This is a genomic window from Kribbella sp. NBC_01510 (assembly GCF_045040325.1).
In the GTDB taxonomy this organism is placed as follows: Bacteria; Actinomycetota; Actinomycetes; order Propionibacteriales; family Kribbellaceae; genus Kribbella.
The window spans coordinates 4,982,884-5,004,935 of sequence record NZ_CP109418.1 but is presented as its reverse complement, the minus strand read 5'-3'; the positions used below and the strand labels follow the sequence as shown (position 1 = coordinate 5,004,935).

Genomic DNA, 22,052 nt, shown 5'->3' with positions numbered 1-22,052 from the left:
GCTGTCTCCATGAACAACCTCGTGAACGACCCCCGTCCGATGCTCGTCCTCGCCCTGGACCAGACCCAGGCGATGATCGACACCATCGGCGCCGACGAACTGACCCTGCCGACCCCGTGCCCGGAGTACGACGTACGCACCCTGCTCGGCCACCTGATCACCGTGATCGGCCGGATCGACCTCGCCCTCACCGGCGGCAACCCGTTGGACCTCCCAACGGTCACGACCGGTGTGGACGACGTCCCGGCCGCCTGGAAGGAACGCCGTACGACGCTCGACGCCACGCTGGCCGACGACGCCGTACTGACGCAGATCTGCACACTGCCGTGGGGAACACTGCCCGGAGCCGCCTCGATCGGCGCCTACACCGGCGAGCTCACCACCCATTCCTGGGATCTCGCCAAGGCCACCAACCGCACCGACCTGCTGGACGACTCACTCGCCGTCTACTGCCTGCCGCTGGTCCGACGGGCGATCCCGGCCGAGCCGCGTGGCGGACATGTCCCGTTCGGCTCCGTCGTACCGGTTGCCGACGACGCGTCGCCGTACGACCGGCTGGCCGCCTGGCAGGGACGTCAGCCCTAGACGATCCCGCCGTTCAGGGTGAGGCCGCCGTCGATCGTGATGGTCTGGCCGGTGATCCACGACGCCTCGTCGGACAGCAGGAACCACACCAGCGAGGCGACGTCCTCCGGCCGGCCCAACCGCTGCAGCGGGTAGGTCGACGCGACCTTGTCCTCACGGCCTTCGTAGAGAGCTCCGGCGAACTTGGTCTTCACCACCGCGGGAGCCACCGCGTTGACCCGGATCTCCGGAGCCAGCTCGACCGCCAGCTCCGCCGTCACCCGGGACAGCATCGCCTTGGTCGCGCCGTACCAGCCGATGCCGGGTGACGGCGCCAGGCCGGCCACCGAAGAAAGGTTCACCACGGCGCCACCGTGCTCACGCATCCAGGCGTCTCGGCAGGCCTTCACCCACGCGATCGCGGCGAGCACGTTCGTGTCGACCATCTTGGCCGCGACCGTCTGGTCGACGTCGAGCAGCTTGCCGTAGATCGGGTTGATGCCGGTGTTGTTCACCAGCAGATCCACCGACCCGTACGTCGCCACCGCCGCGGCCACCACCGCACCGCGATGCGTCGGATCGGCGGCGTTGCCGGCGACGCCCAGCGCGTGCTCGCGGCCGCCGAGGGACTCGACCGCCTGGTCGAGGGTCTCCCGGGTCCGGCCCGTGATGACCACCCGCGCGCCGTCCGCGACCAGGCGCTGCGCGATCGCCAGCCCGATCCCCCGGGACGCTCCGGTGACGATCGCCGTACGGTTCTCCAGGCCCATCAGCTCAGGCGCTCGAGCACGATCGCCATGCCCTGCCCGCCGCCGACGCACATCGTCTCGAGCCCGAACTGCTTGTCCTCGAACTGCAGCCCGTTGACCAGCGTGGTCATGATCCGCGCGCCGGTCGAACCGAACGGGTGCCCGAGCGCGATCGCGCCACCGTGCACGTTCAGCTTGTCCTCGTCGATGCCGAGCTCGCGCGCCGACCCGATCACCTGGACCGCGAAGGCCTCGTTGATCTCGACCAGATCGATGTCGTTGATGCTCATGCCGGCTCGGGCCAGCGCCTGCTTCGACGCCTCGACCGGACCGAGGCCCATGATCTCCGGCGACAGACCACTCACGCCGGTCGACACGATCCGGGCCAGCGGGGTGAGGCCGAGCTCGCGCGCCTTGGTGTCGCTCATGATCACGACCGCCGCAGCGCCGTCGTTCAGCGGGCAGCAGTTGCCGGCCGTGACCGTCCCGTCCGGGCGGAATACCGGCTTGAGCCCGCTGACACCCTCCAGCGTCGTCCCCGGCCGGGGGCCGTCGTCCTTGCTGATCACAGTCCCGTCCGGCAGCGTCACCGGAACGATCTCGCGCTCGAAGAAGCCGTTGCCGATCGCCTTCTCGGCCAGGTTCTGCGAGCGGACGCCGAACACGTCCTGCTCGGCCCGGCTGATGCCCCTCAGCGTCGCCACGTTCTCCGCGGTCTGGCCCATCGCGATGTAGATGTCGGGGATCTGGCCGTCCGCGCGCGGGTCGTGCCAGGTGTCGTTGGTCTCGGCGTACTTCTCGGTCCGCTGCACCGCGTCGGTGAAGACCGGGTTGAACGACGTCGGGTCGCCGACCCCGGCGGAACCGAAGTTCTTGTACCGCGACACGCACTCGACCCCGGCGCTGACGAAGATGTCACCCTCGCCGGACTTGATCGCGTGGAAGGCCATCCGCGCGGTCTGCGTCGACGACGCGCAGAACCGGTTGACCGTCGTCGCCGGCGTGTTGTCCCAGCCGAGCTGCACCGCGACCCGGCGAGCCATGTTGCCACCGTGCTCGTCGTGCGGCTCCGCGCACCCCAGCGCGAGGTCCTCGATCTGGTCGCCGGTCAGGCCGACCTTGCCGACCGCCGCCTCGATCATCTGTACGGCGAGGTCGTCCGGCCGGATCGTGGTCAGCGACCCCTTGTACGCGCGGCCGATCGGCGAGCGGGCCGTGGACACGATGACTGCTTCAGGCATTGTGGTCCTTCCTAGAGGCCGAGGTCGCGGCCGATGAGTTCCTTCATGATCTCGTTCGAGCCGGCCCAGATCTTCGTCACCCGGGCGTCCCGCCAGGCCCGCGCCACCCGGTACTCGTTCATGTACCCGTAGCCGCCGTGCAACTGGACACACGCGTCCAGGATCTCGTTCTGCACCTGGGCGCTCCACCACTTGGCCTTCGCCGCGTCGACCGCGGTCAGCCGGTCCTCGTCGTGCGCGACGATCGCGTTGTCGACGTACGCCTGGGTGACCTCGGCCTTGGTGACCAGCTCGGCGATCACGAACTTGTTGTACTGGAACGAGCCGACCGGCTGGCCGAACGCCTTGCGCTGCTTCACATAGTCGATCGTCTCGGCCAGGATCTGGGTCGCCTGCGCGATGTTCGACACCGCGGCGCCGACCCGCTCCTGTGCCAGCCGCTCCATCATGTGGATGAAGCCGCGGTCCACCTCGCCGAGCACGTTGTCGTCACTGACGAACACGTCCTCGAAGAACAGTTCCGACGTACCCGACTCGCTCTGGCCGACCTTGTCCAGCTTGCGGCCGCGGGCGAAGCCCTCCATGCCCTCCTCGATCACGAACAGCGTGATGCCCTTCGCGCCCTTGGCGGGATCGGTGCGCGCGGCGACGATGACGAGGTCGGCCATGTCGCCATTGGTGATGAAGGTCTTCGACCCGTTCAGCACCCAGCCGCCGTCGGTCTTCTTCGCACTCGTCTTCAGCGCGGCCAGGTCCGACCCGCCGGAAGGCTCGGTCATCCCGATCGCGGCGACGTACTCACCGGAGCAGAACTTGGGCAGCCAGCGCTGCTTCTGCTCCTCGGTGCCCAGGTCCACCAGGTACGGCGCGGCACAGTCGAAGTGGATGCCGAAGCAGCTGGACAGCGACGCGGAGACCTTCGAGACCTCCTCGGCGAACACCGCGTTGAACCGGTAGTCGCCGACGCTCGAACCGCCGTACTCCTCCGGCACGTCGAGGCCGAGGAAACCCTGCTTGCCGGCCTCCAGCCAGGCGGCCCGGTCGATCGTCTTCTCGTCGAGGAACTGCTCCATCCGCGGCACCAGCGAGCGGTCGCAGTACTCCTTCGCGATGGCCCGGAAAGCGTGGTGGTCCTCGGTGAAGATGACGCGCTCCATGGGGCCTCCCGAGAAGTGAGATCAGTGGGGCTGTGTTGCATTTATCGCTTCACTAAGCGCTTGCTTAGCTTCACGCTTTCGGTGCATGGTGTCAACGTGTCCGCAGTCACCAGTCCCCTGGTTTGGGAGCACGTCCAGCCGGCCGCCGCCCGCCGGCTGCTCACCGGCGCCGTCGACGCGTTCGCCGAGCGCGGCTTCCAGGCCACCACCACCCGCGACATCGCGTCCCGCGCGGGGATGAGCCCGGCGGCGCTCTACGTGCACTACCCGTCCAAGGAGCGCCTGCTCTTCGAGATCAGTCTGTACGGCCACAACGCGGCTCTCGACGTACTGCGCTCAGCCGACAGCGGCTCCACGCCCGCCGACCGGCTCCGCTCTCTCGTCTCCGCCTTCACCGCCTGGCACGCCGAGCACCACACCATCGCACGGGTTGTGCAATACGAGCTCGCAGCACTCAGTCCGGATCACCTGGCCGAGGTGGCCACGATCCGGCGGGCCATCTCTGCCCAGATCGAGCAGGTGCTGTCCGACGGCGTACAGGACGGCTCCTTCGCCGTCTCCGACCTGCCCGGCACGACTCTCGCCGTACTCTCGCTCTCGATCGACGTGGCCCGCTGGTACACCCCCAACCGCGGCGACCCAGATGCCCTGGGCAAGCTGTACGCCGACCTCGCCCACCGGATGGTGCAGGCATAGCAAAGACCCCGCACCTGATGGTGCGGGGTCTTTCGCGTACTGGCGTCAGGCCTGGAGGGCGGCCTGGACGTCGAGGTGGATGTCCACCTTGTCACCGATCAGCAGCTTGCCGCCCTCGAGCGGCACGTTGAAGTCGATGCCCCAGTCCTTGCGGCTGATCGAGGTGGAGGCCTCGAAGCCGATGATGGTCTGGCCGTAGGCGTTCTGGTCGACACCGAGGAACTCGACCGCGAGCTCGATGCTCTTGGTCACGTTCTTGATGGTCAGCTCGCCGGCCAGGACGTAGTCGTCGCCCTCCGGCTTGAAGGCGGTGCTGACGAAGGTCATCTTCGGGCTGTTCTCGGCGTCGAAGAAGTCACCGGAGCGCAGGTGCCCGTCGCGCTGCTCGCTGCGCGTGTGGACGGAGGCCAGCTCGACGGCGACGTTCGCGGTCGACTCCTCGAGGGAGTCCTTGACGATGATCTCGCCGGCGTACTCCTGGAAGGTGCCGCGGACCTTGGTCATCAGGTGACGTACAGTGAAGCCGATCTCGCTGTGCGCGGTGTCGATCGCATAAGTACCGGCGACCAGGCCGGGGATGGTGCTGGTCGGGGTCGTGCCGGTAACGGCAGTCTCGCTCATGGGTTCCTCTCGGGAAAGTGTTCCTACTGGTCGGGGGGCGACGCAGCCGGGGACTGAAAGTTCAATTTTCAACCTCTGACCACGACAGTAGGCTTCAACGGTTTAAAAGTCAACTACATTCCCGGTACACTGTTCCCGTGACGATGACGACTGAGACCCGGTGGTTGGACGCCGAGCAGCAGGTGGCGTGGCGTGCGTACCTGCTCGGAACCGCACGCCTGATGGCCAAGCTGGACGACGACCTGCGCCGGTTCGGCATCGGTATCAATGACTACGAGATCCTGGTCCGGCTCTCCGAGGCGCCCGACCGGCGGCTCCGGATGGCCGATCTGGCCGACCGGCTGCACCAGAGCCGCTCCCGGCTGACCCACACCGTCGGCCGGCTCGAGGCCGCCGACCTGGTCCGCCGTACGTCGTGCACGAGCGACAAGCGGGGGGTCTGGGCCGAGCTGACCGAGTCCGGACTCGAGTTGCTCGAGCAAGCGGCGCCGTACCACGTCGAAGGCGTTCGGGAGAACCTCGTCGACCTCGCCACCCCGGAGGACTTCGCCGCGGTGGGCCGCGTGTTCGACTCCGTGTCGGAGCACATCGGCCAGCGCTGACGCCGGCCCGGGCAGTCACCTCGGGCCGGATGGTCACTGCCCCGATCCCGCCGGGGTGATCTCCAGCGTCAGCTCGTCCCGGTCGGCGCCGCGGTAGGCCATCATCGAGTCGCGCATCCGCCGCTTGACCGGTGGCAGGTGGTTGACCGTGCGCATCGCGGTCCGCATCCCGGCCAACGCCAGCCGCCCGATCACGGGCTTGTGCACCGGGTCGTCGGACGTCATCTGAGCCCGCGACTTGAGCACCGCGTCGAAGCCGTACTCGATCATCTTCGCCTCGTACTCGTGCACGGCCGGGATCAGTTGCTGTCGCCCGTCACGCACCTCGATCAGCGTCCGGCACAGGTTCACAGCGTCGCGCAACGCGGTGTTCGCCCCGACGCCACGGCCCGGCGTCATGGTGTGGATCGCGTCACCGAGCAGGGTCACTGTCGTCGACTCCCAGGGCTCGAGCGGGACCGACGTCCAGATGTTCACCGGGAAGCAGGTGCCGGGATCGGTCAGCTCGAAGAGGCGGCGCAGGTTCGGGTGCCAGCCCGGCGTGACCTGGAGAGCGGTGTCGATCAGTTCCTGGCCGCGCAGCTCCATGATGTTCGCCGGCAGCTTGTCCTTGGTTGCCGACAGCCCCCAGTTGATGTAGTCGCGGGTGTTGTCGAACTGCAGTCCCGGCCACTGCCGGATCAGCTCCTCGGTGTTGCCACCGATCCCGCTCTTCACCCGACCGTCCCGGTCCCACTGGAACTCCATCACGTGCACGATGCAGGCGAGCCCTCGCGGTGCACTGACGATCGAGATCCCCTCGAACACCTTGGGCGAGACGAGCTTCGCGCTCTCCTCGGTGATCGGGAGCTTCCCGGCGATCGCGATGATGCCGGTCTCCTCGGTCTCCGCCTGCGGCAGGTACTGACGCCGTACCCGGGAACCCGAGCCGTCGGCGGCGACCAGCAGATCGCCGGTGGCGTGCGTGCCGTCGGCGAAGTACGCCGTGACCTGATCGCCGTGCTGCTCGAACCGGGTGAACTCCTTACCGAACTCGACCACGTCGTCGAGACCGGTCAGCAGTACCTGGCGCAGCGTCATCCGGCTGATCGACTTCTCACTCTCGACCGGGTCCGTCGACTCCGGAAGGTCCATCGAGAGAACCTCCTTGAGGTCCTCGGTGAGCAGGTTGAAGTACTTCGGGTCGCGAGCCTTCGTCGCCACGAACGTGTCGTAGAGCTCCGTCGGCAGCAGCGCGTGCAGCGCCCGGCTGCCATCGGGGTCGATGCCGACCCGGTAGCCGTGCAGGCCGTCCGTGCGCAGCGCGTCCCGTTCGAACACGGTCACGCCGATCCCGGCCCGCTGCAGGCCGTGCGCCAATGCCAGTCCGCCGGTCCCGCCACCGATCACCAGTACCTTCATCGCCGTCCCCTTTATCTCGGATCTTCAAGTATCTCGGTAATCCGAGTATCTTGGATATCCGAGAGAAATGCAACCCCTATGCTGAGGTGGACCATGACCAGTTCCCGAGACGAGCTCACCGGCGAGATCCAGCAGCGGATGATCCGGTTCATCGCCGGCGTGATCCTCTACAACCACGCGGTCTCCGCGAAGGTGGGACTGGGCGCCAGCGACTCGCAGTTCATGACGCTGCTGCAGACCTACGGCCCGCTCACGCCGCGCCAACTCGCCGAGCACACCGGCCTCACCTCCGGCACGATCACCGGCGTGATCGACCGCCTGGAATCCCACGGCTTCGTGACCCGCGAACACGACCCGGCCGACCGCCGCAAGGTCGTCGTCACGCCGTCGATGCAGGCGATCCAGGACAAGCTGGTCCCCCTGTACGCCGAGCAGGGCCAGAGCATGCAGGCCGTCCTGGCCAGCCGCTCCGTGGCCGAGCTCCGCGTCATCTCGGACTTCCTCGCCGACTCGGTCAGCTCCAGCGAGGCCCACTCGTAGTACCGCGGTACGACGGCCATCCGGCAAATCAGTCCGCGGTACCACGGATCGGGCGTCGGGCGTTCCTAGCGTGGTCACCGAGGCGCCGGGAGATCCGGCTCCCGTGATCGAGGGACCAACGCGAATGATCGAGGCACACCAACTGACGAAGCGGTACGGCGAGACGACCGCGGTCGACCGGCTGGACTTCACGGTCAAGCCGGGAACCGTGACCGGATTCCTCGGCCCGAACGGTGCGGGCAAGTCCACCACCATGCGGATGATCATCGGGCTCGACGCACCGACCAGCGGCACGGTCGTCGTGAACGGCCGCCGGTACGCCGAGCACAGTGCTCCACTCCAGGAGGTCGGAGCGTTGCTGGAGGCGAAGTCGATCCACCCGGGGCGGTCCGCGTTCGACCACCTGATGGTGCAGGCCTACACGCATGGCATTCCACGCCGCCGGGTAGACGAGGTGATCGAGCTGACCGGCCTGCAGTCGGTGGCCAAGAAGCGCGCCGGTGCATTCTCTCTCGGAATGGCTCAGCGCCTGGGGATCGCGGCCGCGCTGCTGGGCGACCCGGCCACGGTGATGCTGGACGAGCCGGTCAACGGCCTGGATCCCGAGGGTGTGCTGTGGATCCGGAACCTGCTCACCGGGCTGGCCGCCGAAGGCCGGACCGTCTTCGTCTCGTCGCATCTGATGAGTGAGATGGCCCTGGTCGCCGACCACCTGATCGTCGTCGGACGCGGCCGGCTGCTGGCCGATACCAGTGTGCACGAGCTGGTTCGCCAGACCGCCGGAGAGACCGTGACGGTGGCGAGCGCCGATCCTGGCCGGCTGCGCGAGGTGCTGGCCGGACCGGGCATCGAGATCACCGGGCGGGCCGGCTCCGAGCAACTGCAAGTCACCGGCCTGGCGGCCCGGGCGATCGGGCTCAAGGCGGCAGAGGCGGGGATCGCGTTGTTCGAGCTCACCGCCAAGGCGATCTCGCTCGAGGAAGCGTTCATGGAACTGACCAAGGACTCCGTCGATTACCACGGCACCACCGAGGTCTCCGGGAGGGCCGCATGAGCGTCGTCACCTCACCCAGGACCCCTGACAGCGGTACTCCGGTCGCGCGACCGGCGTACCGGGTGACCGGCCGGCGCGTACTGCGTTCGGAGTGGGCCAAGCTGTGGTCACTGCGCTCGACCTGGATCACTTTGGGACTCGGTCTGCTGTTTCTGGTGGGCTTCGGCGTGATCGCTGCCGCGCGGTACAAGTCCAGCGTCACGTCCGGCCGGCAACTGGATCCGGACTTCGCCGACGCCACCGCGGTCAGTCTGTCGCTGTTCGGTGTCGTGCTGGCGCAACTGGCATTGGGCGTGCTGGGGGTGCTGGTCACCGCCGGTGAGTACTCCACAGGGATGATCCGGTCGACCTTGGCCGCCGTACCGCGGCGTCTGCCCGTCCTCTGGTCCAAGGCTGCTGTGTTCGGGCTGGTCGCGCTGGTCTTGGGTGCGGTGGGCGCGTTCGTCACCTTCCTGATCGACAGTGGCATCCTGTCCGGCACCCAGGCAGCGCTGACGATGTCGGATGGCGGGGTCGTGCGCAGTCTGCTCGGTGCCGCGCTCTATCTGGGCCTGGTAGGCGTCATCGGCGCCGCTCTGGGGTCCCTGCTGCGCTCCGTGGCGGGCGGTATCTCGGTGCTGGTAGCCGCGCTCATGATCCTGCCGGGTCTGATTTCGCTGCTGCCGACTTCCTGGCACAACGCCGTTCAGCCCTACCTGCCGAGCGTTGCCGGCGAGTCGATGTTCAGCCTGCACCATGGCGCCCACACGCTCTCCCCCGGCGCAGGTCTCCTGGTGTTCCTCGCCTGGACGGCACTGGCTCTGGCCGGTGCCGCCTGGCGCCTGGTTCGAAGCGACGCCTGACAGCGGCCGTCCGCCGGCCCCGCTCCGACGGACGGCTCGGAGTCGGCGGCAACAATGGACAGGTGGCGACGATGAGCAGGATCCGGATGGGACCTGCCGGCCGGCCGGCGGACTCCGATCCGCTGTGGCGACACCCACTGGTCGTCCGGTTCAGCCGGATCGGCCAGCGGCTCCGGCAGGTGGATGTGAAGCGACCGTGGGTGCTGGACACCTTCGTGGTGGCCGGTGCCTTCCTGGTCCTCTGCCTGCCCGACCTGATCCACCAGGGCGACCGCCGTAGGTTGGCTGACGTGTTCCCCGTTCTGCCGACCGGGGTGATGCTGGCTCTGCAGGCCGGCCTGATCCTGCCGCTGATCCTGCGCCGTCGCGCGCCCTTCGCGGCGTTCGTCGCCATCGCGGCGGTCTTCTGCCTGCAGTGGTCACAGAGCGCCTTCCTGCGCGCCGACGCCGCGATCCTCGTCGCGCTCTACAGCCTGACGCTGCACGGCCGGCTGCGCCAATTGCTCTGGGCCTGCGGAATCATGGTCGGCGCCATTGCGCTGGTCGCCGTCCAGGTTTCCGCCGTCACGTCGTTGCCAGAAGCGCTGTTCTTCCTTATCTGCGCTGTCACCGCAGCGGTTGCTATGGGGCTCGTCGTACGCATCAGAAGGTCGCAGTTGGCCGGTCTGCGGGAACGCGCCGCTCAACTGGAGATCGAACGCGATCAACGCAGCATGCTCGCGGCTGCCGCCGAACGGACCCGGGTCGCACGGGAGATGCACGACATCGTCGGCCACAACTTGTCGGTCATGATCACCCTCGCGGACGGTGGAGCGTACGCCGCCGGCGTGACACCCGATCGAGGTGCCGAGGCACTGCGGCTGATCGGTGAAACCGGTCGTGAGGCCATGGGCGAACTGCGCCGCATGCTCGGCGCGCTGCGCGAACATACGGACGCTCCCCAGCTGAGCCCGCAGCCAGGCATCGCGGACATCGACGCGCTCTGCGGTCGCATCCGGGCCGCCGGGCCACAGGTCGTCTACCGCACGGCGGGCCGCGTCGACACCCTCGACCGGGGAGTCCAACTGGCGGCGTACCGCATCGTCCAGGAGGCCCTGACCAACTCCCTCAAGCACGCGGGAGCCGAGACCGAGGCGCTGGTCTCGCTGGGCATCGCGGACCACCGGCTGCGGATCCGGGTACAGGACAGCGGACCGTCGATCGGTGCCGACCACTCGGTCGAGCCGGCCGGGGACGGTCACGGGCTGATCGGCATGACCGAACGCGCGGCCTTGTACGGCGGCACCGTCAGCGCGGGCCCGGGCGCCGGCGGCGGCTGGATCGTCCAGACCGAACTCGACCTGACCGCACCCAGAAACCACCTCGAGACCGCCTCATGACGACCGTACTGATCGTGGACGACCAGCCTCTCCAGAGGCTCGGGTTCCGCATGCTGCTGGAGTCCGTTCCGGAGACCCAGGTGGCCGGTGAGGCCGCGAGCGGCTCCGATGCGGTTCGCCAAGCCGCCGAGCTCAGGCCGGACGTGGTCCTGATGGACGTCCGGATGCCCGGCATGGACGGCATCGAGGCGACCCGGCAGATCGTCGCCAACGGCGGCCGGTCCCGGGTGCTGGTGCTGACCACATTCGACCTCGACGAGTACGCCCATGCCGCATTGCGCGCCGGCGCGAGTGGCTTCCTGCTGAAGGACGCCCGGCCGGAGGAGCTTCTCGCCGGGATCCGCGCGGTCGCCGCCGGTGACGCCATCATCGCCCCGGCCCTCACCCGGCGGCTGCTCGACGCGTACGTGCATCATCTGCCCACCCGTACCGTGGCGCCGGAGGACAGCCCGAAACTCCGCGCGCTGACCGACCGCGAACGCGAGATCCTGGTCGCGGTCGGCCGCGGCTGGACCAATGCCGAGATCGCGGACAGGCTCTCGCTGTCCGAGTCCACCGTCAAGACCCATGTCGGCCGGGTCCTGGCCAAGATCGGTGCCCGCGACCGGATCCAGGCAGTGATCCTCGCGTACGACCTGCAGCTGACCTATCCGAACTCGGCGTCGATGTAGCGATCAGCTAAAGCCTTTGAGTCCGTCGCCCCGTTTCGGGGAACCTTTGCGGCGTGACGGAATCTCACCAGGACGGCCGGGCCGGTATCGACGCGGCACTCGTACGGCGAATGATCGCGCAGCAGTTCCCGCAGTGGGCCGACCTGCCGGTGACGCCGGTCAAGATCGACGGCTGGGACAACCGGACGTACCGGCTGGGCACCGAGCTCACAGCACGGTTGCCCACGCACGAGACCTACACGGCTGCCATCGACAAGGAACACGAATGGCTGCCGGTCCTCGCGCCGTACCTGCCGGTGGCGATCCCTGAGGCGGTGGCAAAGGGTTCACCGGGTGAGGGGTATCCGTACCACTGGGCGATCCGCCGCTGGATCGACGGCGAGACGGCGACGTCGGAGAACATCGCCGACCTGGACGAATTCGCCCGGTCGATCGCCGAGTTCATCCTTGCCCTGCAGAGTCTCGACGCCACTGGCGGACCGGTCGCCGGCGCGCACAGCTTTTACCGTGGCGCGCCGCCGGAGTATTACCACGACGAGACCGTCGAGGCGCTCGCCGTACTGAAGGGGCGGATCGACACCGACCTGGCCCGCGAGGTCTGGGACGCCGCACTCGCGACCTCGTGGGACCGGACGCCGGTGTGGTTCCACGGCGATATTGCCTCTGGCAACCTCCTGGTCCGCGACGGCCGACTCTCGGCGGTCATCGACTTCGGCACCTCCGGAGTCGGTGACCCGGCGTGCGACCTGGTGATCGCGTACACGTTCTTCGCCGGCGAATCCCGCGAGACCTTCCGCGCGGCGGTCGGCCAGGATCGCGACACGTGGGCCCGCGCCCGCGGCTGGGCCCTCTGGAAGGCCCTCATCACCACAGACCTTCCCGTCGTCGAACGCGTCCTCGCCGACCACCAGCTCCACAGCTGACCTACTGGCCGTCCGGACCCGCGGCAAGCACCTGCCGACCTGCCGTGATCACGCTGCGTCCTCACCCCTGTGGGGTGAGGCGCTCCGCTCCGTGACGAGGTGAGATCAGTTGCGTACGCCGCCGCCGGCCCGGTGGCGGCTTGCGCAGCGAGAAAGGGAGTAGCAGATGGCTGCAAAGGGAAGTGGGGCTTGGGCGGGCTGGGTCCTGTTCGCCGGCACGATACTTCTGGTCACCGGGCTGATCAACGTCTTCCAGGGCATCGTCGCGCTGGTCGACGACGAACGGCTGGCGCTGACGCCGAACAAGCTGGTCATCGTCGACGTGACCGGGTTGGGCTGGACGCTCCTGATCGCCGGCCTGCTGATGATCGGCGCCGGTGCCGGGCTGCTGATGGCGCAGACCTGGGCCCGGATCGTCGCGATCATCCTGGTCTCGCTGCACCTCATCATCCAGATCGCCTGGTTGGGCGGGTACCCCGTCTGGTCGTTGCTGATGATCGGGCTCGACGTCGTCATACTCTTCGCGCTCACCGCGCGCTGGAGCGACGCACGAGAGAACCTCGGGATGGACGAGGTACCGACGAGTGCCCCGAAGGCAGCCGGGCACCGAGCCACCTCGGCGAACTGAGCGAGTAGGAACGCCGTCATCAACGTCGACCGGCAGCTCGGCCTCACTCGTCAGGAGTGAGGCCGGCTGCCGGAGTCGAGTCCTGGAGTCTCAGCTGGCGATCATCTCGCGGAGCGCCGCCTCCTGCTCGTTCGACAGGTTGGACTGAATGAGTTCGGGCTTGAACCCGCCACCCTCCTCGAACGCCGCCTTCACCTTGTCGGTCACCACATCGCTCGACATCAGGAACAACGCCGACGTGCCCGGCGTGATCTTGTCGCGGGCGGACTTGATGAAGCTGTCGTCGATCCCGACGTCTGTCAGCGATCCCGCGATCGCACCGGTCGCGGCCCCGATGGCGGCACCGAGCAGCGGCACCAGGAAGATCAGCCCGAAGAGCATGCCCCAGAACATGCCACCCAGCGCACCTGCACCCGTCAGGCTGTTCAGCCGCCTGGTCTTGGGCTTCTTCGGGGTCAGTCGCGGGTGAGCTTGCGGTAGGTGACCCGGTGCGGACGGGCCGCCTCCGGCCCCAGCCGCTCGACCTTGTTCGCCTCGTACGACGCGAAGTTGCCCTCGAACCAGAACCACTTGGCCGGGTCCTGCTCGGTGCCCTCCCAGGCCAGGATGTGCGTCGCCACACGGTCCAGGAACCACCGGTCGTGGGACACGACCACCGCACAGCCGGGGAACTCCAGCAGCGCGTCCTCCAGCGACTGCAGGGTCTCCACATCCAGGTCGTTGGTCGGCTCGTCGAGGAGCAGCAGGTTCCCGCCCATCTTCAGCGTCAGCGCCAGGTTCAGCCGGTTGCGCTCACCTCCGGACAGTACGCCGGTCGGCTTCTGCTGGTCCGGGCCCTTGAAACCGAACGAGGCGACGTACGCCCGGCTCGGCATCTCGAAGTTGGCGACCTTGATGTAATCGAGCTCGTCCGAAACCTGCTGCCAGACGGTCTTCTTCGGGTCGAGGCCGCCGCGCGACTGGTCGACGTACGAGACCTTGACGGTGTCGCCGAGCCTGAGCGTGCCCGCGTCCGGCGTCTCCTCGCCGACGATCATCCGGAACAGCGTCGACTTGCCGACACCGTTCGGACCGACGACGCCGACGATGCCGGCCCGCGGCAGCGAGAAGCTCAGGCCGTCGATCAGCTTGCGGCCACCGAAGCCCTTCTCCAGCTTGCTGACCTCGAGCACCGTGCTGCCCAGGCGCGGACCCGGCGGGATGTTGATCTCGTCGATGTCCAGCTTCTTGGCGCGCTCCGCCTCGGCCGCCAGCTCCTCGTACCGCTGCAGCCGCGCCTTGCTCTTGGACTGCCGGCCCTTCGCGTTCGACCGGACCCACTCGAGCTCGCGCTCCAGGATCTTCTGCCGCTTGGCGTCCTTGCGGCCTTCGACGACGAGCCGCTCCTGCTTGGTCTCCAGGTACTTCGAGTAGTTCCCCTCATACCCGTAGGTCTTCCCGCGATCCATCTCCAGGATCCACTCGGCCACGTTGTCCAGGAAGTACCGGTCGTGGGTGATCGCCAGGACGGCGCCCGGGTACTTCTGCAGGTGCTGCTCGAGCCACAGCACGGACTCCGCGTCCAGGTGGTTGGTGGGCTCGTCGAGCAGCAGGAGGTCGGGCTGTTGCAGCAGCAGCTTGCACAGCGCGACCCGGCGGCGCTCACCACCGGACAGCTTGTCGACGAGCGCGTCGGCCGGCGGGCACCGCAGCGCGTCCATCGCCTGCTCCAGCTGAGCGTCGACGTCCCAGGCGTTGCGGTGGTCGAGCTCGGTCTGCAGGTCACCCATCTCGGCCAGCAGCGCGTCGTAGTCCGCGTCCGGGTCGGCCAGCTCGGCGGTGACCTCGTTGAAGCGGTTCAGCTTCTGCTTGGTGTCGCCGACGCCTTCCTCGACGTTCTCCAGGACCGTCTTGCCCTCGGTCAGCGGCGGCTCCTGCAGCAGGATCCCGACCGTCGCGTCCTCGGCCAGCCGGGCCTCACCGTTGGAGGGCTGATCGAGCCCCGCCATGATCTTGAACAGCGAGGACTTGCCGGTGCCGTTCGGCCCGACCACGCCGATCTTCGCGCCGGTGAGGAAGTTCAGCGTGACGTTGTCGAGAACGACCTTGTCGCCGTGCGCCTTCCGGACGTTGCGAAGCGTGTAGATGAATTCCGCCATACCCCAGAGCCTATGTGCTCGGACCCACCTGTCCCAATCGGCCCTCTCGGTTGTCCACAGATCAGGAATCGATCCGGCGGACGGGCTCTCCAGGCGTGCATCTTCTCCGGTGACAGCGGATTCGCGACCAAAGGAAAGGCGACGATCATGAGCCTCAGCGAGACCTACGTGACGGTGCAGGGCTGGGTCGGAAGTGATCCGGACTTCAAGGAGATCGGTGGGCAGGTGCCGCATGCGACGTTCCGGATCGGTTCCACGCCACGACAGTTCGACCGCGCCCTCAATACGTACGTCGACAAACCGACGACCTGGTTCAGCGTCGAGTGCTGGCGCAACCTGGCCCAGAACGCCTTCGAATCGGTGCGTGTCGGGCAGCCTGTCATCGTCACCGGCCGGCTGCGCACGCACGAGTGGACCGACGATGCCGGCGAACCACGCAGCCGGGTCGTCCTCGAGGCGTTCTCCCTCGGTCACGATCTGAGCCGAGGCACGACCACGTTCACGAAGAGTGCACCTCGCTCCGGCTCGGCTCCGGGCGAGCTCACGGCTGTCCCGTCTGCCGGCCCGGCCGATGCATCCGCCTCGCCGTACCCGGCCGATGAGTACTCCGCCACCGCGCTGCCCCTCACCGCCGACACCGAGGCACCGGAAGCGGCGGCGGCGTGACTATCTCAGTATTGACTTATATAAGCCCTGCCCGGCATTCTGGGCTCCAGCCGACCTGCTCACGACGAGAGGGAACCATCCGTGATCGACATCCTCGAGCACATCAACGCCGTCCAGCGGGAGGTCAGCCGCACCGGGGAGACGGTGACCGTGCGGATGCGCCGCTCGTACCAGGCCGAGCCGGAGGAGCTGTGGGACGCGCTCACGGATCCCGAGCGGATGCGCCGCTGGTTCTGGCCGGTCACCGGCGACTTCAAGGTCGGCGGCACCTTCCAGCTCCAGGACAACGCCGGCGGCGAGGTCCTGGAGTGCGAGCCGCCGAAGCGTTTCAAAGTCACCTTCGGCGGTCCCACGAGTGTCCTAGAGCTACGGTTGCTGCCAGGCTCGGGGGCTTCGACCGAGCTGGAGCTCGAACACTCGATGGGCGAGCCACCGGCTCCCGGCGGCTCCGGCGCTCTCTGGGTCGGGCCCGGCTGGGACGGCGGCTTCCTCGCCCTCGCGCTGTACGTCTCCGGCGACCTCCCGGAAGGCACCAACCCGGTCGAGATGGCCGACTCCCCCGAGGTCGTCAGGTACAACGTGCAGTCGGTCCGCGCCTGGATCGAGGCCGTCCGCTCCTCGGGCACCACTTCCGAGGAAGACCTCGCCGAAGCCGCCAAGATCTCCATGGCCCAGTTCGCCCCAGGCACCGAGGTCTGACCTACCCGCTTGATCTCCCGAGCGCGCGCCCAGGCATCGCACGGCGCGCGCGTGGCATCGGAGGGCTACTGACGAGCGGTGGCGAGGTTGTCCCGGCAGGTGGTGTAGGCGTCCAGCTCCTCGCGGGCCGGCGCTACAACGTGGCTCTCGGCAACTTTCTCGAGCTCCGTGCGCAGCGCCTTGCCCACCAGGCGAGAGCGACGGACGGCTCCACTGGCCGCGAAGAGGCGGCAGACGAAGGAGAGCGCGAGTCCGAGGACAGCACCGCCGACGAGCATGATCCAGGCGTACGGGATCCCGTTCCATTCCGGCAGCGGCGGGTCGTCCAAGCCTGCGATCCCGGCCACGAGCAGCGCGGCGAGCCACAGACCGCCGCCCAGCATGATCAGGAAGAGCAGCCACTGGACGAAGCGAGCAGCGCCCCACCAGCCGGGGTTGTTGGTCGCACCGAGGTCGGTCCGCGCGACCGCCTGGTCGAGCTCGTCGCCGAGCGACTCCTCCCGGCGGCGGATCGCCGTCCGCACCGAGTCGGCCCACGGACGCGACAGTCCTTCCGCGGCCTTCGTGGTGATCGTGCGTACGGCGGTGTCCATCCGGGCCCGCTGCACTGGAGTTGCCGCAGGCAACGAAGAGCGGGCGATCGCGACCTCGTTGGACGCGGACTTCCGCAACGCCTTGCCCTGCTGGCGCGAGACCTGGTCGACGTGCAGCCGCCGCAACGGATCGGGCCGGAATCGTCCGAGCCACTTGGTGACCGGCCATCCCGTCGCCGCCCGGGCACGCTGCAGGTACGAACGTCGTACGGCGTCGACCACGACCGGGAGACCGCTTGCGTCGGACAGCGCTTCGACGAGCTCGGTGATGTCGCTCTGGGCGATCTCCGGGGTCTTGGCGTTGCCACACTGGCTCGCCATTCGGTCCGCGATCCGGTCGACATCCGCGGAGAGCCGTTCGCGTGCGGAGCGTTTGTTGCTGACCCGCTTGACCAGCAGGGCCCGCACCTCGTCCAGCCCGTCACCGCTGACAGCGGAGGTCGCGACGACCGTCGGCGACTTGAGGCCGTCCGACTTGAGCAGCCGGTCGAGGTCGTTGAGGCAGCTCTTCTGCTGGTCCGGTGTCAGTTTGTCGATGTGGTTCAGCGCGAACACCATCACCCCGGAATGCGAGGCGAACGGCTTGATGTACCGGTTGTGCAGCGCGGCATCGGCGTACTTCTGCGGATCCACCACCCACACGAGCAGGTCGACCAGCTCCACGAGCCGGTCGACGATCAGGCGGTGCTCGACCTCGGTCGAGTCATGGTCGGGAAGGTCCAGCAGGACCAGCCCGTCCAGGTCGTCGGACTGCGCCTCCTCCAAGGAGCTGCGATGCTGCACCTGGTGCCGGCGCGGGATGCCCAGCCAGTTCAGCACTTCGCCGGCCGGCTCCTCTCCCCAGACACAGGCGAGCGGCATCGAGCTGGTCGGCCGGCGCGTGCCGATCGCGGCCAGGTCGAGCCCGGTCAACGCGTTGAACAGCGACGACTTGCCGGAGCCGGTCGCACCGGCCAGCGCGACCACCGTCAGCTCGCCGGACATCCGCATGCGCTGCCCGGACCGGTCCACGATCTGCGTGGCCTCGGTGAGCACCACCGGATCCAGCCGGCCCTGGCCGGCCTTCGCGGCTGCCTCGACGGCGTCGATCTTCTTCAGGACATCGGTCGCACCCCGCAGTGGCGCCTCGACCGTATCCACTGTTTCCGTCACGTGCAGTCCTCCACCGCGCGCGCGGCCTCCGTCAGTTGCCTGGCCGTCTCGGGGTCGACCGGATGCTGGTCAAGGACAGCCAGATAGCGGGCGAATTCGGCATCCATCAGGGCATGAACCTTACCGTCAAGGTCTTCACGCGCCTTGTCGACCAGGGTACGTACGGACGTGTCGCCGAAGACAGCCTCCAGCAACTTCTGCCCGACGACCGCACTTCCGGCGCCGGCGCTTGCCTCGGCCGCCTTCGGGATGCCCGTACCGCTGGCGAAGATCACCACCATCAGCGAGAGTCCCAGGCTGTTGACGCCGTACTCCAGGATGCGGGCGGTCGAGCGCTTGTCGGCGCCTTCCTTGCGGACCAGGTCGAGCACGTAGGCCTGCCACTCGCGGACCGTGCGGCCGGCGGCGGCCGGGAAGTCCTCGGACAGCGCGCCGATCTCGGGGCCTCCAGCGGCGAGCAATTGGCGTCCGGCTGCACTCGCCTGCCAGGCCTTCTCGGCCCGTTCGGCAGCGGCCGCTGCCTGCTCGCGCAGCAGCGACTCAAGGCCGGACTCGATCGCGTCGCTGACGTCGCGGGTCTGCGCCGGCTGGTTGACGAGCGACTTCTTCACCTTGTCGCGCATCCGGCCGACGTTGGTCTGCAAGCCCTTCAGTAGTTCGCCCGTGCCGACGAACTCCTGCCAGCGGGCGAGCACCTCGCCCCGCAACAGCGTTCCGTCCTGCGTGGCCTTGGCGATGTCCTTGACAGCCTGGTCGTACGCCGACTCGGCCGTCGACCGCAGTTCGATCGCGGTGTCGGCCTGAGCCCGGACCGCGGCCGCGAACGGCGGCGTCGTCTTCACCATCGCGCTGACCGCGCCCTGCAGGGTACGGCGGACAACGGCCGCCCGGGCCTCCGCGTCGGCGGCCAGGTCGATCAGCCAGTCCTTGATCGAGGCAACGGTCTCGGCCGGCAGCATCCCGTTGCCGTCGACAACTGTCTCCTGGATCGAGAACAGCGGCGAGTCGCCGAGCCCGCGCTCGAGCAGCATCTGTGCGAGGTGCCCGGTGATGTCGTCGATCGTCTCCCCGGGAGCCCGGTCGAGGACGACGGCGATCGCCGTACCGCGGTCCGACGCACTCTGGAGGAAGTCCCACGGGACCGCGTCGGAGTACCGGGCGGCCGTGGTCACGAACAGCCAGAGGTCGGCTGCCGCGAGCAACTGGGTCGCGAGATCACGGTTCGCCTCGACGACCGAGTCGATGTCAGGCGCATCCAGGATCGCCAGCCCCTGCGGAACGGTGTCAGCGGCAACCAACCGCAACTGGCCCGCATCCTCGGTCCCACCCGGACTCTCGGAACTCGTCCGCGCCATCCCCGGCAGCACCCGGTCACCCACGAACCAGTCCGCGTCGGCCGGGTGATGAATCAACACCGGCGATCGCGTAGTCGGCCGCAACACACCCGGCTCGCTGACAACCTTCCCAATGACAGTGTTGACCAGCGTCGACTTCCCCGCTCCGGTCGAGCCACCAACCACCGCCAGCACTGGCGCTTCCAACTGCACCAGCCGAGGCAGCAGGTAGTCATCCAGCTGATCCAACATCGCCTTCTGCTGCTGCCGAGCCTCGTCAGCCCCCACCACATCCAACGGCAACTGACTACCAGCCAGCGCACCCCGCAACTTCATCAGCGCCGTAATCAAAGCCATAGCAGCCTGCTCAGCTGCCAACCGCTCAGCCAACTCCTCCGCAGTCAGCTCCCGAACTTCCTCAGCCTCCTGGGCAGCCTCCTGCCCGGCGTCGCGCTGCGCGGCATCGCTCTGCGCGGCATCGCCCTGCCTCGCATCGCCCTGCGCGGCGGCGTCCTGCCCAGCGCCCTTCTGCTCGCCATCGTCGTGCGTCGCGTCGCTCTGCGCAGCATCGTCCTGCTCGGCCGCAGGCTCTTCCGAGCTGTCGCCTGTGGCATCCGCAGCAGCATCTTCCGCCGCAGGCTCTTCAGAGGCCTCCGCGCTGTCGCCGGCCTCAGCGTGGCCACCGTCCGCAGCCTCGTCAGCGCTCCCAACCGCAGCAGCTACCTCCGAGGCACCGTCGGCGTCCTCAGCTGCCGACGAGCTCTGCGAGTCCCGCTCAGGCGCAGTCTCGTCAGCTTCAGCGCGCCCAGCGGGCGAACCCTCAGCCTGCTCGTCACCGGAGCCTTCACCGGCGTCCTCAGCCGCAGCGTCCCCAGCCCCGCCCGAGCCCTCCGCCGCGGCGCCCACAGCCTCACTCGAACCCCCTGCCACAGCATCGGCAGCCTCGCTCGAATCCTCGGCCCCCGGGGCGACAGCCTCGTCAGCAGCCCGACCCCCCACAGCAGACGCGTCGGCAGTAGTCCCGGAGGGCACCTTCTCAGCCGCCGCACCAGTCTCGGCTGCTGCGTCGGCCGCTGCCGCTGCCGCACGCTTCTTGTTCTTCTTCGGTGCGGACTTGGCACCCTCGGCCTGAGCAGCACCACCGGCCACGTCGGAGCCCTCAGCGTCAGCCGCGTCCGCCTCGCCGCCATCCTCGGCTGCAGGGTCGGCAGCCTCGTTGGAGGCCTCAGCTACAGCATCGGCAGCGTCGCCTGCGGCGGCAACTCCATCGCCTGCCCCCGGCGCCTCTGCCGAGATCCCGGTGGACTTCTCACCGGCGTCTGCGTCGGTCTCGGCGTTCGGCGCGCTCTCGGAAGACTCCTCGGCGAGCTGTTCGCTCTTAGGCGCCTGCTCCGCGGCTGGGGTGTCTTCTGTGGACAGCTCCGAGGAGGTGCCGTCCGAGTCGGCCGCCGGGCCGTCTCCCGCAGGCTCGTTCGAAGACTGCTCGTCGGCGCCTTCTGCGGACTGCCGGGGGGATGTCTCGGCTGCATTGGTGGCCGGGGTTTCGGGGGTTGCCTCGGTGGAGTCGTCTGACTTCTCGGCTTTGGGGAGGCCGACGATGATGTTGCCGTATTCGAGGGGGAAGCCGTCCGGGGACTCGTCCGGCTCGTAGATGACGCCCACCGTGGAGGATGCAGGTACGGCGGGTGAGTTTTCGGCAGAGTTGGCGACAGGTGCAGCGTCCGCCTCGGCAGGCGTCGCGTCGGCCGCATCCGGCGCTGGCTCGTCCGCTGCCTTCGGCTGCTGCTCCTTGGCCGCTTCAGACCCCGCCCTGTCGGCTGCCTCGGACGACTGGCCGTCAACTCCCTCGGCTGCCACATTGCCGGCCGGATCGGACGACTGGCCGTCAGCTGCCGCAGACGAGTCGCCGTCGGCCGCATCGGACGACTGGTTGTCGGCTGCCGGCTTGTCGGTGGCTGGGGCCTGCCCTTCGGCGGCTGACGTCGGCTCGTCGGTGGTTGCGGCGGGCGTCTCGTCGGAGGCCGGCTTCTCGGCTTCCGGCGTACTGGCCTTGGCGGCGGACTCAGACCGTGCCTCGGGCTGCTTGACGCCAGCGTCGGGGGTGAGGCCGGCCGCCGTCGGCGTGGCTGCGGAGTCGGGCGTGCTCGGAGGTTCGGGTGGGGTGGCGGACTTGCGGCGACGGCGGCGCCAGAAGCCTTTGCCTTTGGCATCGGACTGCGCGCTCGACTGGGCGATCAGGTTCGCCAGCTCCTGGGCAGGCTGATCCTGGTTCGGAACCCGCGGCTCCGAACCTTCACCAGCTGCTGACCTGATGTCAGCCACGGCGTCCGCCCACGAGCACAGAGTGCCCGGTCGGACAGCGCAGAAGCAAAGTCATCGTGTTCCCGTTTGGCGGCGTGGAC

The 22,052-nt window shown here is 68.3% G+C and carries 21 protein-coding genes; 12 read left to right on the top strand and 9 right to left on the bottom strand.

The window, feature by feature from the left end; all coding sequences use genetic code 11:
* Positions 1-9 precede the first annotated feature (9 nt).
* Positions 10-585 carry a TIGR03086 family metal-binding protein gene (locus OG558_RS25155; protein ID WP_405065222.1) on the top strand — a complete coding sequence of 192 codons (576 nt, stop codon included), beginning with the start codon at positions 10-12 and terminating at the stop codon, positions 583-585.
* On the opposite strand, the gene OG558_RS25150 is transcribed toward OG558_RS25155, so the two are convergent.
* From OG558_RS25150 to OG558_RS25140, 3 genes are read right to left on the bottom strand one after another with little or no spacing between them, the layout of a single operon-like run.
* Positions 582-1,334 (bottom strand): SDR family oxidoreductase, encoded by a 753-nt coding sequence (locus OG558_RS25150; protein ID WP_405065221.1) that lies wholly within the window; start codon positions 1,332-1,334, stop codon positions 582-584. The genes OG558_RS25155 and OG558_RS25150 overlap by 4 nt on opposite strands.
* The gene (locus OG558_RS25145) at positions 1,334-2,554 is read right to left on the bottom strand and encodes an acetyl-CoA C-acetyltransferase (protein WP_405065220.1); all 1,221 of its coding nucleotides are present in this window, start codon (positions 2,552-2,554) and stop codon (positions 1,334-1,336) included. Before OG558_RS25145 ends, OG558_RS25150 begins: the two co-directional genes overlap by 1 nt.
* An 11-nt stretch (positions 2,555-2,565) precedes the next feature.
* Complete coding sequence (locus OG558_RS25140; RefSeq protein ID WP_405065219.1) at positions 2,566-3,711, bottom strand: acyl-CoA dehydrogenase family protein; 1,146 nt, start codon at positions 3,709-3,711, stop codon at positions 2,566-2,568.
* Between the two features lie 96 nt (positions 3,712-3,807).
* Here OG558_RS25140 and OG558_RS25135 point away from each other — a divergent pair, with 96 nt between their 5' ends.
* Entirely contained in the window at positions 3,808-4,407 is a 600-nt protein-coding gene (locus OG558_RS25135) for a TetR/AcrR family transcriptional regulator (RefSeq protein WP_405065218.1), read from the top strand.
* Positions 4,408-4,452: 45 nt separating this feature from the next.
* On the opposite strand, the gene OG558_RS25130 is transcribed toward OG558_RS25135, so the two are convergent.
* The gene (locus OG558_RS25130) at positions 4,453-5,028 is read right to left on the bottom strand and encodes a YceI family protein (RefSeq protein WP_405065217.1); all 576 of its coding nucleotides are present in this window, start codon (positions 5,026-5,028) and stop codon (positions 4,453-4,455) included.
* A 143-nt stretch (positions 5,029-5,171) separates the two neighbouring features.
* Between OG558_RS25130 and OG558_RS25125 the strand changes: the two genes are divergently transcribed.
* Positions 5,172-5,630, top strand: coding sequence for a MarR family transcriptional regulator (locus OG558_RS25125; protein WP_329484870.1), 459 nt, complete (start codon positions 5,172-5,174; stop codon positions 5,628-5,630).
* Between the two features lie 33 nt (positions 5,631-5,663).
* On the opposite strand, the gene OG558_RS25120 is transcribed toward OG558_RS25125, so the two are convergent.
* Complete coding sequence (locus tag OG558_RS25120; protein ID WP_405065216.1) at positions 5,664-7,031, bottom strand: FAD-dependent oxidoreductase; 1,368 nt, start codon at positions 7,029-7,031, stop codon at positions 5,664-5,666.
* Positions 7,032-7,124: 93 nt separating this feature from the next.
* On the opposite strand from OG558_RS25120, the gene OG558_RS25115 reads away from it, so the two are divergent.
* The 7 genes from OG558_RS25115 (at position 7,125) to OG558_RS25085 (ending at position 13,068) form a co-directional block, all read left to right on the top strand.
* The gene (locus OG558_RS25115; RefSeq protein ID WP_405065215.1) at positions 7,125-7,571 is read left to right on the top strand and encodes a MarR family winged helix-turn-helix transcriptional regulator; all 447 of its coding nucleotides are present in this window, start codon (positions 7,125-7,127) and stop codon (positions 7,569-7,571) included.
* A gap of 124 nt (positions 7,572-7,695) precedes the next feature.
* Entirely contained in the window at positions 7,696-8,625 is a 930-nt protein-coding gene (locus OG558_RS25110) for an ATP-binding cassette domain-containing protein (protein ID WP_405065214.1), read from the top strand.
* Positions 8,622-9,467: an ABC transporter permease gene (locus tag OG558_RS25105; protein WP_405065213.1), complete on the top strand. Its 846-nt coding sequence runs from the start codon at positions 8,622-8,624 to the stop codon at positions 9,465-9,467. The genes OG558_RS25110 and OG558_RS25105 overlap by 4 nt, the downstream gene beginning before the upstream one ends.
* Positions 9,468-9,538: 71 nt before the next feature.
* Entirely contained in the window at positions 9,539-10,846 is a 1,308-nt protein-coding gene (locus tag OG558_RS25100; protein WP_405065212.1) for a sensor histidine kinase, read from the top strand.
* Positions 10,843-11,517, top strand: a complete 675-nt coding sequence (locus OG558_RS25095; protein ID WP_329475063.1) for a response regulator transcription factor — start codon at positions 10,843-10,845, stop codon at positions 11,515-11,517. Before OG558_RS25100 ends, OG558_RS25095 begins: the two co-directional genes overlap by 4 nt.
* 53 nt (positions 11,518-11,570) lie before the next feature.
* Positions 11,571-12,440 carry an aminoglycoside phosphotransferase family protein gene (locus tag OG558_RS25090; RefSeq protein WP_405065211.1) on the top strand — a complete coding sequence of 290 codons (870 nt, stop codon included), beginning with the start codon at positions 11,571-11,573 and terminating at the stop codon, positions 12,438-12,440.
* Between the two features lie 166 nt (positions 12,441-12,606).
* Entirely contained in the window at positions 12,607-13,068 is a 462-nt protein-coding gene (locus OG558_RS25085) for a hypothetical protein (protein WP_405065210.1), read from the top strand.
* Positions 13,069-13,158: 90 nt separating this feature from the next.
* Here the strand turns inward: OG558_RS25085 and OG558_RS25080 are convergent, their stop codons facing one another.
* Together OG558_RS25080 and ettA are read right to left on the bottom strand one after the other, a co-directional pair.
* Positions 13,159-13,461: a DUF1269 domain-containing protein gene (locus tag OG558_RS25080; protein WP_405065209.1), complete on the bottom strand. Its 303-nt coding sequence runs from the start codon at positions 13,459-13,461 to the stop codon at positions 13,159-13,161.
* Positions 13,462-13,523: 62 nt separating this feature from the next.
* A complete protein-coding gene (ettA, locus tag OG558_RS25075; RefSeq protein WP_405065208.1) occupies positions 13,524-15,206 on the bottom strand; it encodes an energy-dependent translational throttle protein EttA in 1,683 nt (560 codons plus the stop codon).
* A gap of 147 nt (positions 15,207-15,353) precedes the next feature.
* On the opposite strand from ettA, the gene OG558_RS25070 reads away from it, so the two are divergent.
* Together OG558_RS25070 and OG558_RS25065 are read left to right on the top strand one after the other, a co-directional pair.
* Entirely contained in the window at positions 15,354-15,872 is a 519-nt protein-coding gene (locus tag OG558_RS25070; protein WP_405065207.1) for a single-stranded DNA-binding protein, read from the top strand.
* Positions 15,873-15,953: 81 nt separating this feature from the next.
* Positions 15,954-16,571 (top strand): SRPBCC family protein, encoded by a 618-nt coding sequence (locus OG558_RS25065; RefSeq protein WP_405065206.1) that lies wholly within the window; start codon positions 15,954-15,956, stop codon positions 16,569-16,571.
* A gap of 65 nt (positions 16,572-16,636) precedes the next feature.
* Here OG558_RS25065 and OG558_RS25060 read toward each other — a convergent pair whose 3' ends face one another.
* Positions 16,637-18,316, bottom strand: coding sequence for a GTPase (locus tag OG558_RS25060; protein WP_405065205.1), 1,680 nt, complete (start codon positions 18,314-18,316; stop codon positions 16,637-16,639).
* The gene (locus OG558_RS25055) at positions 18,313-21,972 is read right to left on the bottom strand and encodes an AAA family ATPase (RefSeq protein ID WP_405065204.1); all 3,660 of its coding nucleotides are present in this window, start codon (positions 21,970-21,972) and stop codon (positions 18,313-18,315) included. The genes OG558_RS25060 and OG558_RS25055 overlap by 4 nt, the downstream gene beginning before the upstream one ends.
* Positions 21,973-22,052: the final 80 nt, after the last annotated feature.